Origin of the sequence: Collinsella sp. AF33-16, assembly GCF_003475325.1 — a bacterium.
Lineage (GTDB): Bacteria > Actinomycetota > Coriobacteriia > Coriobacteriales > Coriobacteriaceae > Collinsella.
In genome coordinates this window covers 154,533-167,345 of sequence record NZ_QRQC01000001.1, presented here as the reverse complement: position 1 = coordinate 167,345, position 12,813 = coordinate 154,533, and the positions used below count along the sequence as shown (strand labels likewise).

The 12,813-nt window shown below is 62.0% G+C and carries 11 protein-coding genes; 1 reads left to right on the top strand and 10 read right to left on the bottom strand.

What is annotated here, in order from left to right; translation table 11 throughout:
- Positions 1-6: 6 nt before the first annotated feature.
- The 7 genes from DWZ52_RS00645 to DWZ52_RS00615 all read right to left on the bottom strand — a co-directional run bounded on the left by DWZ52_RS00645 (position 7) and on the right by DWZ52_RS00615 (position 8,205).
- Positions 7-1,866 carry an ABC-F family ATP-binding cassette domain-containing protein gene (locus DWZ52_RS00645; protein WP_118384642.1) on the bottom strand — a complete coding sequence of 620 codons (1,860 nt, stop codon included), beginning with the start codon at positions 1,864-1,866 and terminating at the stop codon, positions 7-9.
- A 205-nt stretch (positions 1,867-2,071) separates the two neighbouring features.
- Positions 2,072-2,944 carry a phosphate ABC transporter ATP-binding protein PstB gene (gene pstB, locus DWZ52_RS00640; protein WP_199579037.1) on the bottom strand — a complete coding sequence of 291 codons (873 nt, stop codon included), beginning with the start codon at positions 2,942-2,944 and terminating at the stop codon, positions 2,072-2,074.
- Complete coding sequence (gene pstA / locus DWZ52_RS00635) at positions 2,941-3,867, bottom strand: phosphate ABC transporter permease PstA (protein WP_118384641.1); 927 nt, start codon at positions 3,865-3,867, stop codon at positions 2,941-2,943. The genes pstB and pstA overlap by 4 nt, the downstream gene beginning before the upstream one ends.
- Positions 3,860-4,768 (bottom strand): phosphate ABC transporter permease subunit PstC, encoded by a 909-nt coding sequence (pstC, locus tag DWZ52_RS00630; RefSeq protein WP_118384640.1) that lies wholly within the window; start codon positions 4,766-4,768, stop codon positions 3,860-3,862. The genes pstA and pstC overlap by 8 nt, the downstream gene beginning before the upstream one ends.
- Positions 4,769-4,793: 25 nt before the next feature.
- Positions 4,794-5,732 (bottom strand): phosphate ABC transporter substrate-binding protein, encoded by a 939-nt coding sequence (locus DWZ52_RS00625; RefSeq protein ID WP_117629065.1) that lies wholly within the window; start codon positions 5,730-5,732, stop codon positions 4,794-4,796.
- Between the two features lie 319 nt (positions 5,733-6,051).
- Positions 6,052-7,488, bottom strand: coding sequence for a M20 family metallopeptidase (locus tag DWZ52_RS00620; RefSeq protein ID WP_089572097.1), 1,437 nt, complete (start codon positions 7,486-7,488; stop codon positions 6,052-6,054).
- 54 nt (positions 7,489-7,542) lie between these two features.
- A complete protein-coding gene (locus tag DWZ52_RS00615; RefSeq protein WP_117778448.1) occupies positions 7,543-8,205 on the bottom strand; it encodes an HAD hydrolase-like protein in 663 nt (220 codons plus the stop codon).
- A 156-nt stretch (positions 8,206-8,361) separates the two neighbouring features.
- Here DWZ52_RS00615 and DWZ52_RS00610 point away from each other — a divergent pair, with 156 nt between their 5' ends.
- Positions 8,362-9,222, top strand: coding sequence for a DegV family protein (locus DWZ52_RS00610; RefSeq protein ID WP_117854932.1), 861 nt, complete (start codon positions 8,362-8,364; stop codon positions 9,220-9,222).
- Between the two features lie 168 nt (positions 9,223-9,390).
- On the opposite strand, the gene DWZ52_RS00605 is transcribed toward DWZ52_RS00610, so the two are convergent.
- The 3 genes from DWZ52_RS00605 to DWZ52_RS00595 all read right to left on the bottom strand — a co-directional run bounded on the left by DWZ52_RS00605 (position 9,391) and on the right by DWZ52_RS00595 (position 12,741).
- Positions 9,391-10,149, bottom strand: a complete 759-nt coding sequence (locus DWZ52_RS00605; protein WP_117806361.1) for a TIGR00730 family Rossman fold protein — start codon at positions 10,147-10,149, stop codon at positions 9,391-9,393.
- A gap of 213 nt (positions 10,150-10,362) precedes the next feature.
- Complete coding sequence (tgt, locus tag DWZ52_RS00600) at positions 10,363-11,502, bottom strand: tRNA guanosine(34) transglycosylase Tgt (RefSeq protein ID WP_055250876.1); 1,140 nt, start codon at positions 11,500-11,502, stop codon at positions 10,363-10,365.
- 438 nt (positions 11,503-11,940) lie between these two features.
- The gene (locus DWZ52_RS00595) at positions 11,941-12,741 is read right to left on the bottom strand and encodes an SDR family NAD(P)-dependent oxidoreductase (RefSeq protein WP_006235414.1); all 801 of its coding nucleotides are present in this window, start codon (positions 12,739-12,741) and stop codon (positions 11,941-11,943) included.
- Positions 12,742-12,813 lie beyond the last annotated feature (72 nt).

Here is a 12,813-nt window from a genome sequence, read left to right as displayed (position 1 = left end):
CCTCGCCTACTCCTCGCCCTCGAGCTTTTCACTCGCCTCGAGCCACGCCATCTCCAGCTCGTCCATGGCGGCGTGGGCCTCGTCGATCTTTGCCTGCTGCTCGCCCAGCGCCGTGTAGTTGGTGGGATCGACCTGGGCCATGGCGGCCTCGGCCTCCTCCACGCGAGCGCGCTGCGTTTCCATCTTGCGCTCGAGCGAGCTCACCTCACGACGGAGCTTTTGGCGCTCGGCATTGGAAAGGCCGTTGGGCTGACCGCTCGACTTGGGCTTTTCGGCCGCAGCCGCCGCGGCACCGGTGTCGAACGTACCGGTCTTGGCGCTCGGTGCACCCACGGGCTCGCCCTCGGCGGTGGCGTTGCACAGGCGCAGGTACTGGTCGACGCCGCCAGGCATATGCGTCAGGTGGCCGTCGAGCAGCGCCCACTGCTGGTCGGTCACGCGCTCCATCAAAAAGCGGTCGTGCGTCACCAGAATCAGCGTGCCGGGCCAGCCGTCCAGCAAGTCCTCGACAATCGCCAGCATGTCGGTATCCAGGTCGTTGCCGGGCTCGTCCAGGATGAGCACGTTGGGCTCGTCCAGGATCGTCAGCAGCAGCGACAGGCGACGGCGCTGGCCGCCCGAAAGATCGCCGATGCGGCTCCAGAGCTGCTGCGTCGTAAAGCCCAGACGCTCGCAGAGCTTCTCGGGTGAAGTCTCCTTGCCGTCGATGACGTAGTACTTTTTATAGTTGCTGAGCACCTCGCGAATCGTGTCGCCCATGTAGGGTTCGAGCTCCTCGAGCTGCTGCGACAGCACGCCGAAGCGCACTGTCTGGCCAATCTTCACACGGCCGCGCGTGGGCGCAATCTTGCCCTGAATCACATCGAGCAGCGTCGACTTGCCGGCGCCGTTCTCGCCCAAAAGACCATAACGGTCGCCCGCGCCGATGAGCCAGGTCACATCGGTGAGCACCTGCTTGGGCGCGCCATCGGTATCCGCATAGCCGGCGTCCACGTCGACCACATCGATAACCTGCTTGCCCAGGCGGCTCACGGCGAGGCGCTTGAGCTCCAGCTCGTCGCGCACGGGCGGTACGTCGGCGATGAGCTCGCGAGCGGCATCCACGCGAAACTTGGGCTTGGTGGAGCGCGCCTGGGCGCCGCGGCTTAGCCACGCGAGCTCCTTGCGCGCCATGTTGCGACGGCGCTCCTCGGTAACCGCGGCCATGCGGTCGCGCTCTACGCGCTGCAGGATGTATGCCGAATAGCCGCCCTCGAAGGGATCGACCTGGCCGTCATGGACCTCCCACATACTGGTGCAGACCTCGTCCAAGAACCAGCGGTCGTGCGTGACCACGAGCATGGCGCCCTGACCGCGCTGCCAACGGGCCTTTAAGTGACGCGCGAGCCAGTTGATGGTGCGCATGTCCAGGTGGTTGGTGGGCTCGTCGAGCATAAGCACGTCGTAGTCGCCAATCAGCAGGCGCGCGAGGTCCACGCGACGGCGCTGGCCGCCCGAAAGCTCGCCCACCGTGCCCTCCCAGGGCACATCGCTAATAAGGCCGGCCAGAATCTGGCGCGTACGCGGACTCGACGCCCACTCATACTCGGGCGTGTCGCCCACGACGGCATGATGCACGGTGTCGGTATCGACCAGATTGTCCTTTTGGCCGAGCAGACCGATCGTCGTGCCGCGGCGGTGCGTCACGCGGCCGTCGTCGGGCTCCAACGTGCCGGCGAGCACGCTCAGCAGCGTCGACTTGCCGTCGCCGTTTTTACCGACAATACCAATGCGGTCGCCCTCGCCCACGCCGAGCGTCACGCTATCGAAAATATGCTTGGTGGGAAACTCTAGGCTGACGGAATCGCATCCCAAAAGAATCGCCATATGCCCTGCTCCTTCGTAGAAATTCAACGTTGTCCATGATAGCAGCGAGCCCCACCCCAAACCACCACGAAGGTGCCTGTCCCCTTTGTGGTGGTCGTTTCGGTCGCAGAGCAAAAAGGCGGGCCATCTCGCAAAAGAGATGACCCGCCTCTCCAATCAGTCCCGTGGCGACCGTGGCCGCCGCGGGCCTCAAGCATGTCCCGGACTAGGAGAACATGCCGGTGAGGTAATCATTCAGCCGCTTATCCTTGGGCCGTTGGAAAATCTCGTCGGTCTCGTCGTACTCGACCATATCGCCCATGTAGAAGAACGCCGTGCGGTTAGACACACGCGATGCCTGCTCCATGTTGTGCGTCACGATGACGATGGCGCGGTCGGCGACGATCGACGACATCAGGTCCTCGATCGCCAGCGTCGAGATGGGATCGAGCGCCGAGCAGGGCTCGTCGAACAGGATCACGTCGGGGTTGAGCGCCAGCGTGCGCGCGATGCACAGACGTTGCTGCTGACCGCCCGAAAGCGCGTAGGCGCTCTTGTCGAGCTTGTCTTTGACCTCGTCCCACAGCGCCGCGCCGCGCAGGCTTTCCTCGACCATGCGATCGAGTTCGTCACGGTCGGTGATGCCGTGGCGCTTGGGCGCAAACGTGATGTTGTCGCGAATAGACTTGCGGAAAGGATTGGGCTGCTGAAACACCATGCCAATGGACCGACGCAGCTCGTAGGTGTTCTCGGTCTTGGTGTTCACGTTGCGCCCGCGGTAGTTGATCTCGCCCTCCACGCGGCAGCCGCGAATCTCGCGATTCATAAGGTTGAGGCTGCGCAAGAAAGTTGACTTACCGCAGCCCGAAGGCCCAATGAGCGCCGTGATCTCGCCCTTGTGAAAGTCGAGCGACGTGTTGTGCAGTGCATGGTGGTCGCCATAGTACACGTTGACGTCTTTGGTGGAGAGCACGACCTCGTCGCTCACGGCCTTGCCGCTTACGCGCACGCATTTCTCACTCTCCCCCACGCTCGACAAAAAGTCCTGGGTGTCGGACGATGCCGCTTCGGTTGCGGGCGCTGCATTTATCTCGCTCATTCGGCCGTCATCCTCCTTGCCAGTTGCTTGCCCACGATACGGGCGACTACGTTAAACAGCAGCACACAGATCATCAACAGTGCCGCGGTGCCCCAGACGATCTGCTGGGCCTCGGGACTGCCCTCGCCATAGATCTTGTAGATGTGCACGGCGAGCGACTCGCCGGGGCGGAACACGTTCCAGGCGCAGGTGGGACTCGACAGGTTAAAGCTCAAGAAGTTCAGGCGAACCGGCGAGCTCATGCCCGAGGTAAAGAGCAGTGCTGCGGCCTCGCCAAACACACGGCCGGCCGAAAGCACGATGCCGGTCACGATGGCGGGCATGGCCTCGGGGATCAGGATGTGCAGCGTAGCCTCCCAACGGGTGAGGCCCATGGCCAGGCACGCATCGCGCTGGGCCTGCGGCACGTCCTCGAGCGCTTGCTGGATCACGCGCACCAGGATGGGGATGTTGAACATGGTGAGCGCGACGGCGCCGGAGATGATGGAGTACTTCCAGCCCAGCTGCACCGAGAACACCAGAAAGCCGAACATGCCAACGACGATGGAGGGCAGCGAGGACAGCGTCTCGATGGCTGTGGAGGCGATGTCGCGGATGGGGCCGTCTGGAGCGTACTCGACCAGGAAGACCGCGCCGCCCAAGCTGATGGGCACCGAGATGACTAGGGTAATCAGCAGCAGATAGAACGAGTCGAACAGCTGGTAGAGCACGCCGCCCTGGGTTCCGTTGGCGCGCGCGGGCTGCGTGAGAAAGCCCGGCTGGAACAGCGTCGAGACCCCCTCGAACAGGATATAGGCCACCATGGAGACGACGATGAGCATGACGATGGCGGCGATCGCCGTCAGCACGCCCGTGGCGATGCGGTCCTGCTTTTGGACACGCCCGAGTCTCGCCTCGTCGATATGAATGCGCGTGCTAGCCACGAGCCTTCGCCCCCTTGCGGCCGATAAGGTGGATGATCAGGATGAAGATGAGGCTCATGCCCATCAGCAGCAGACCGAGCGCCCACAGAACATCGTCCTGGGCCGAGCCCTCGGCATAGACCGCCATAGACGTGGTGAGCGTGGTGGTGATGGTCGAGGCCGGCGACAGCAGCGACGTCGGCATGGCCTCGATACCGCCGATAACCATGCGCACGGCGAGTGTCTCGCCAAAGGCGCGCGTCATGCCAAGGATGACCGCGGTCATGAGCGACGGCATGGCGGACTTGAGCACCACGTGCCAGATGGTCTGCCAGCGGGTATAGCCCAGCGCGAGCGAACCCTGACGGTAGCTATCGGGCACGGCGCGCAGGCCATCGACCGAAAGGGTGGTCATGGTCGGCAGAATCATGACGGCCAGCACGATGGCGCCGGGCAAGATGCCCAGACCCGTGCTCACGTGGAAAACGCTCTTCATAAGGCCGACGACCACGTGAAAGCCGATCAGGCCAAAGACGACCGAGGGAATGCCGGTCAAAAGCTCAATAAGCGGCTGAAAAACCTTGGAGCCAAACTTAGGCTGAATCTCGACCGCAAAGATGGCAGAGCCGATGGCGATGGGCAGTGCGATGAGCGTGGAGAACACCATGACCGCAAACGAGGTGACGATCAGGGGCAGGGCGCCAGTGTAGGGCAGGCCGTTTTCGGCCGTGTTGGCCAGGTCCCACTTGGTACCGATAAAAAACTCGATGATCGAGACGCCGTCCTTGAAAAAAGCCGAGAGGCCCTTTTGGGCGACCATAAAGATGAGCGCGGCAACGACAAGCGTCACGAGCGCTACGCACGCACCCGTGACGCCCAGGCCCACGTTCTCAAGCTCGCGCTTTGGCAGCTGTTTTGCCATTGCAAACCTTTCCGGGGGCGATTACTTATTTAGCGGAGACCTTGCCACTGGCGTCCTTGACGACCTTCATGGCAGAAACGGGAATAAAGCCCTGCTCCTCGACGAGCTTGCCCTGGACGTCGTCGGAAAGCATGAACTCCAGGAAGGCCTTGGTGGCCTCGTCGGCGTCCTTAGCACAGTACATGTGCTCGGTCGCCCAGATCTTGAAGGAGTCGTCGGTGACGTTTGTGCTCTTGGGCTCGACGCCCTCGACCATGATGGCGTTGAACTTGGAGTCATCGAAGTGCGAGAAGTCAAGGTAGGAGATGGCGTTGTCGGTGCTGCCCATCTGAGTCTGGACATCGCCGGACTTGTCGAGCTCGGCGTCGCCCTTAAAGTCGACGGCCTCGTCGCCAAAGACGGCGGCCTCGAAGGTGGCGCGGGTGCCGGAGCCGGCCTTGCGGTTGAGAACGACGATCTTGGCGTCGTCGCCGCCGACCTCCTTCCAGTTGGTGATCTGGCCGGAGAAGATGCCCTTGAGCTGCTCGAGGGTCAGGTCGTCGACTGTCACGTTCTTGGAGACGACGGGGCCCATGCCCACGACGGCGACCTCGTGATCGACGAGGTTCTTGACCTGATCGGCCTCGAGCTTGGTCTCGGCGAAGACATCGGAATTACCGATGGTGACGGTGCCGGCGGCGACAGCGGTCAGGCCCTTGCCCGAACCGTTGCCCGAACCGGAGACGGAGACGTCGGGGTTGGCATCCATAAACTTCTCGGCAGCAGCCTCGACGAGAGCCTGGAACGAGGAGGCGCCGTCGTAGGTTACCTCGCCCGAGACGGACTCGGCAGCAGCGGCGCTACCCTTGTCGGCGGCGTCGGTTGCGCCTGCGCCGCCGCAACCAACGAGACCGAGGCCGACGATGCTGGCAAGACCACCAGCGAGGCCGAGGAACTGACGACGAGAATAAGCCTGATCGAGCATGATCTTCCTTTCATACAAGCGACTCGCGGGCACCCTGCCCGCTTTGCTGTTTGGAAAGATACGGTCTCGATCGGGCAGCGCCCGCGTCAGCTGCGCTTTATTACGGGCATCTGATAGACCCTTACCGCAAGCGCGGCTCGGCTTTACAAACGAATAACAAACCCGCCACCAAGCATGACCCGCCTTTTACACCAATAAAAACAAAGTTGCGGTGAAATAGTTCCTGCTTGGCCATCAAATGGCCCATTCTAGGAACTATTCCACCGCAACTTAAAAAGCCCGGACGAAAGGGGTGCTAAGTTGTTAAAACGCCGCAGCCTTAAAGCTCAAGCTCGTTCAAACGTAAGATCGCCACGATATAAATCTTGAGCGCCTGCTTGAGCTGTTCCTCGTTGGCGCACTCGTTGGGACCGTGCATCTGGCCGCCCCACTCGGGCAGCTCCAGACCGGTCTCCTCGGGGCCAAACGAGACGGCGCGGGCAAAGTTGCGCGCGTACGTGCCGCCGCCCATGGCAAAGGGCTCAGCATGCTTGCCCGTAAACTCGTTATAGGTATCAATAAGCGCCTTCACGGCCGGATCGTCGGCAGAGACCGAGAACGGCACCTTCGCACGACCCACACGGCACGTCACGCCAAAACGGCCCACGAGCGGATCGAGCTGCTCGCGGATGGTATCGGCACTCGTGCTGTCGGGGAAGCGCACGTCGATGACCTGCTCAATATGGCCATCCGCCACGCGGATGACGCCAGCGTTGCAGGTAAGCGGGCCAAACGCCGGACTCGTCGCATCGATACCCAGGCCGCGACCATAGGCGTCCGCATGCACAAAGGCCAGGAACTTGACGAACTCGTGCTCGGCAGGCGTCAGCAGGCGCTCGTCGCGTGCACCAAACGCGTCCTCGGCCTCGCGCAGATACGCCACGATCAGCCCGACGGCGTTGATCGTTCCCTCTGGCATCGAGGCATGACCGCCAATGCCGTGGGCGAAAATCTGCGCATGCCCGTTATCGAGCGCCGTGATCTCCAGGCGGTCGCCGTTCTCGACCGGCGCCGGCAGCTCATCGGCGGCAATCGCAAGCTCGCAGATAGACTGCGACGGAATGGCGTTGCTCGCCTCGGCACCGCTCCAGGACACAATGCGCCCGCCGTCGATCTTGGAGCTCACAAATGTCGCCCCAAACTGGCCCTTCTCGGCATTACAGACCGGGAACTCGGCATCGGGCGTAAACAGAAAGTCGGGGTTCGCGTGGTTCTCCAGATAATGGTGAACGTCGGACATGCCCACTTCCTCATCGCAGCCCAGCAGTGCGCGGAAGGTGTAGCGCGGAACAATGCCGTGCTTGAGCAGATAGGCGCCGGCGTAGAGCGACAGCACCGCCGGACCCTTGTCGTCGATAACGCCGCGGCCGAGCAGCCAGCCCTCGCGACGCTCCATCGCAAACGGGTCGGTGTTCCAGCCCGGGCCGGCGGGCACCACGTCCACGTGGCAGATGGTCGCGAGCTGCTTGTCGCCGCGGCCAGGAATATCGGCAATGCCCACATAGCCCTCGTCGTCGCTCGTCTGATAGCCGAGCTTCTGCGCGATGCCGAGCGCACAGTCGAGCGCGTCACGGACCGGGCGGCCAAACGGCGCGCCGGGCTCTGCATCGGCAGAAACTGCCACGGACGGATAGCTCACCAGCTGCTCGATATCGGCGACGACATCTTCCCAGACCTCGTCGACATACTCGGCGACGCTCTGCTCCACCTGATTCATGGACGACCTCCTTACCAATGAGCGGCGAGCGCGCTCGCCCCTCACATTACGTCATTAGATAGCGAAAAGTTTAGCAAGCTCGGCCACCGAGTGCACCACCGCATCGGCACCCGCCGCCTCGTGCTCGCCCGGCGCCGCCGCGCCCGAATAGATGCCGATGCACGGCACGCCCATTGCGTGCGCGCCCTCCACATCGTTAAAGCGATCGCCGATCATCACGGCATCGTCGGCCGTCGCGCCGAGCGCCGCCAGGGCATCGCGGACCGAATCGGCCTTGGTCTCGCGTCCCTGCGGCGGATTCATGCCAATCACCGCCTCAAACTGAGAGAGCCCGAGCTCATGCACCATGTCGATGCACTTGGCCTCCATGCGCGACGTCGCCACGGCCATACGTTTGCCTTGGGCGACCAACCCATCCAGCAGCTCGGGGACCCCATTGAACACGGGATACTCCTCCGGTCCCAGTTCATCAAAAAAGGCGCGGTACTCATCGGCCACCACAAGCGACTCCTCGCGGGAAAAGCCGTAAAAGTCGTGAAAGCTCTTCCACAGGGGCGGCCCGATCATGCGGCGCAGATCACCCATCTGCGTCTCCGAAAACCCGCGCGCAGCCAGCGTCTTGCGCGTCGAGGTCATCACTGCCCGACCCGTATCGGCCACCGTGCCGTCAAAATCGAACAGCACAACCGGCCGCTCGCAAAGTTGCAATGCCGCCATCGGCACCCTTCTTCCCCAGTTGATGATTTCCACATCACCGCTTCAAACTGTTGACTATTCAACAATTGAACCTAGCAATGTAGAGCAACTCCACTATACTTGTCGCACTTTGCTTTCAGAAGGCGGCGCTGCCGCGCCCCAACGAAAGGTGCAATTATGTCTTTTGCCATCATAACCGACTCCACATCGGACATCTCCCCCGCCCGTGCCCAAGAGCTCGGCATTTACGTGATTCCGCTGCATGTGATTATCGAGGGCGAGGACCTGCTCGACCAGGTGCAGATTACCGCCGAGGAATACGTCGCCCGCATGGCCGGCTCCGAGCAGCTGCCGCACACCTCGCAGCCGAGCGCCGGCGAGTTCAAGGCGCTGTTTGACCGCGTACGCGCCGATGGCCACGACAGCGCGATCTTTATCTCGCTGTGCAGCGAGTGGTCCGCCTGCTATTCCAACGCATGCCTGGTCGCCGAGACCCACGAGCTCGACGTGCGCTGCATCGATTCGCGCACCGGCTCGGGCGCCGAGGGCCTGCTGGTGGAGTACGCGCTTGCCATGCGCGAGGACGGCCGCAGCTTGGACGAGACCGAGGCGCAGATCCGCGCGACGCTGCCCGAAGCCCACCTGCTGCTGATTCCCCGCACGCTCGAGAACCTGGTCAAAAACGGCCGCGCCCCCAAGCTCGCCGGCCAGCTGACGCAGATACTCAACATTCGCCTGGCCGTTTCGCCGGAGTGGAAATCGGGCGAGATCAAGGCAATCAAAAAGGGCCGCGGCGCCAAGCGCATCGTCGCCAACACCATGGCAGATTGCCTCGCGTTTTTGGACGAGCACCCGGGCTCAAGCGTGCGCGTGCTCACGACCGGCGCCGCCGAGGAGCAGGAACTTGTCAACGAGGCGCTCGCGGGCCAGGACTACGTAGACGCCGGCACTGGCCCCATCGGCTGCACCATCGCCACCCACGTAGGCGTCGATGCCATCGCCATCAGCTACTGCCCCCGCTACCAGCCCATCCACTAGGGGCACCTTTACCTCTTGCGGTGGAATAGGGACTGTTTTTGGCTTATCAGCCGCAAATCAATCCCTATTCCACCGCAACTTGGAAGCAGTTCATTTGGGACGGGGCTAAAAAGACTGGCATGTAACGTTACGCACCGGTCTTTTTAGCCCCGTCCCATTTTAGCTACTCTACATCAGCCCGCTCAGGGCAATGTCAACGGCCTCGTTGAGGTCGTCGGTAATGTGTACCAGATCCGGATCGAGCGGACTGATCATGCCGGCGTCCATCACCGGACCGTTGAGCCAGTCGAACAGGCCCTGCCAGTACTCGCTGCCCACCAGCACGAGCGGCATGCGCTTGACCTTGTGCGTCTGCACCAGCGTGAGAACCTCGAACATCTCGTCGAGCGTGCCAAAGCCGCCGGGAAATACGATGGCGCCCGAGCTGTACTTAACGAACATGGTTTTGCGCACAAAGAAGTAGCGGAAGTCCATGCCGAGGTTCACGTATTTGTTGAGCCCGTGCTCGTGCGGCAATTCAATGCCTAGGCCAACTGACTTGCCGTTGACACTCGCTGCTCCCCTGTTGGCCGCTTCCATGATGCCGGGGCCGCCACCGGTGATGACCGCCACGCCACGTTGCGCGATCTTGCGCCCGACGGTGCGCGCCGCCTTGTAGAGCGGATCGGTCTTGGGCGTGCGGGCGCTACCGAAGATAGTCACCGCAGGTCCAAGCTCGGCAAGCGCGCCAAAGCCATCGACAAACTCTGCCTGAATTCGCAGCACGCGCCAGGGGTCGGCGTGCAGCCAGTCAGTCGACTCCTCGGGCGCCAGCAGGTTGGCGTAGGTGTTGTCCTTAGGAATCATGGGGCCGCGCATGACCACGGGGCCGCGGCGGTACGTCTCGTCGTAGGCAGGCTCGCCCTCGACGTTCTCATTCTTAATCATGGGTACTCCTATCGAGAAAAAGAAAAACGGGCGGGGTCGACGCCATGCGTCAAACACCCGCCCGAACATCAACTATTCGGTATGGTACCCACGATGCATCAAGCACTTACAAGCTATCGGCCAGCGGTCGCGCAGCCGGTGTCAGCGAATGTGACGACCGGCTGGCGCTCGACCATTGCCGTTGCCCACGCTCTGCAAGCGTGTCTGTCGCCCTTAGTAATCCACCGCGGCAGGACTATTCATCCAATCGCTCACGAATGCGCCGTAGCGGCCCTCGATAATGGCCTGGCGGGCACGCTGCATAAGGTTGAGCAGGTAGTAGATATTGTGCATCGAAAGCAAAATGCCGCCGAGCATCTCCTTCTGCGTGACCATGTGGCGAATGAGCGCGCGGCTGTAGCCGCCCGTGCACACCGGGCAGGTGCAGGTGGGGTCGATGGGGCCGTCGTCGTGCGCAAAGCGCGCGTTACGGAAGTTAAGGCGACCTTCACTGGAGAACGCCGTACCCATGCGACCGGTGCGCGTCGGCAGCACACAGTCGAACATGTCGATGCCCACGCCCACGCCGCGTACGAGCGTGGTGGGGTTGCCGACACCCATCAGGTAGCGCGGCTTATGCTTGGGCATGTACTCGCTCACGAGCGGCGCCAGGGTCTCGAACATGGTCTCGTGATCCTCGCCCACCGAATAGCCACCGATACCATAGCCCGGGAAGTCGCCGCACTCCTCCAGATGGCGCAGCGAACGCAGGCGCAGATCCAGGTGCATGCCGCCCTGAACGATGCCAAAGAGCGCCTGGTCATCGCGGGTATGCGCCTTATAGCAGCGCTCGGCCCACATGCTCGACAGCTCAACGGCGCGCTCAACGTAGGCGCGCGTGGCGGGATAGCCCGGGCACTGGTCGAGCTGCATGCAGATATCGGAGCCGAGTTTCATGGCGATTTCCATGTTGTCCTCGGGCGTCCAAAACACGTGGCGGCCGTCGTAATCGTTGACGATAAAGCGCACGCCCTCATCGGTGAGCTTGACGGCATCGTTGTGGCTGAAGACCTGGAAACCGCCCGAGTCGGTGAGGATGGGGCCGTGCCAGTTCATGAACTTGTGCAGGCCGCCCAGCTCGGCGATGGTGTCCTCGCCGGGACGCATGGACAGATGATAGGTATTGGCGAGCACGATCTGGGCGCCGAGCTTCTTGACAGTCTCGGTAGGAATGCCCTTGACGTTTGCCTTGGTGCCCACGGGCATAAAAATCGGCGTCTCGATGTCGCCGTGCGGGGTGTGCAGTACGCCGGCACGCGCGTGCGTCGTCGGGTCCTCGGCGATCAGGTCGAATTTAAAAAGGTTCTGGTCCATAAACTGGAACTCCTTGGTTGCGGTTCATACGCAAACCATTATACGGGCAACCCGCAAGAAGCACCGACTCGACAGAAACTGGCGCGAGGAGGATGCGGCGGGGACACGGCAAATGAGCGTGGATTTTTGGACGCTTACCGGATGAGCGTGGATAATCTCCCACTTTTGCCCAAAGCACAGCCCAAAAACGGGAGATTATCCACTTTCATTCTGCGGGCACTCATTTAAGTACGTCCCCGATGAGTGGAGCTATTTACCAGCCACGGCAACGCCGATATTTTGGCAACGTCAGCGAGCGGTCACCAGAGCGAACAAATTGGCATGAAAAGAGGGCGGCATAGACCTTCTGGTCATGCCGCCCTCTTTGAATGACAAGTTGTCGCTCTGGTGACCGCGCAGCGTCGGCGCGTTACGGCGTTTGGTAAAACGCCGTAACTCCTACGGGCGCTGGCCCATGCCACCCTCGAGGGTGACGGTCTCGCCGTTCATATACTTAAAGTCGGGACCGCAGAGCTGAACGACAACGCGGCCGATTTCCTTCTCGACGTCGCCGTAGTGGCCTGCCGGCGGCATGTGGACGTTGGCCTTGAACGCCTCGGGATAGGCATCTTGGAAGTTCTCGAGCGCGGCGGTCCAAGCAAGCGGGCAAACGATATTGACGTTGATGCCGTCCTTGCCCCACTCGTTGGCGGCAACGCGAGTCAGACCACGGATGCCCTCCTTGGCGGCGGCATAGCTGCACTGACCATAGTTGCCAAACAGGCCGGCGCCCGAGGCAAAGTTGACCACGGAGCCCTTGGTTTCCTTCAGGTGCGGATAGGCCTTCTGCATGTACAGATAGGTGGCATACAGACCGGAATAAATGGCCAGGTTAAACTGATCCATGGTGTGGTCGGCGATGGTCACACCCGAGGCGCTGGCCTGAGCATTGTTGACGACGGCGTCGATGCGGCCGAACTCCTCAATAGCCTTGTCGATGACGTTCTGGACGACGGCCTCGTTGTCCTGACCAGCCGAGACATCGGCCTGAACAGGCAGAACCTTGACGCCGTACTCGGCCTCGAGGGATTCCTTGGCAGCCTCGAGCTTGGCAACGTTGCGGCCGGTGATGACGAGGTTTGCGCCCTCCTTGGCAAAAGCGATATCGATACCGTAGCCGATGGAGCCAGCGGAGCCGTCCTTGAGCGTGGCCTTGCCGCCGCCGGTGACGATCACGGTCTTACCAGTGAAAAGTCCCATATAAAGTCCTTTCAAATCGCGACGGGCGCACCCGCCGACTGCGCGCATCCAAATAAACGCGACAAAAGCTGA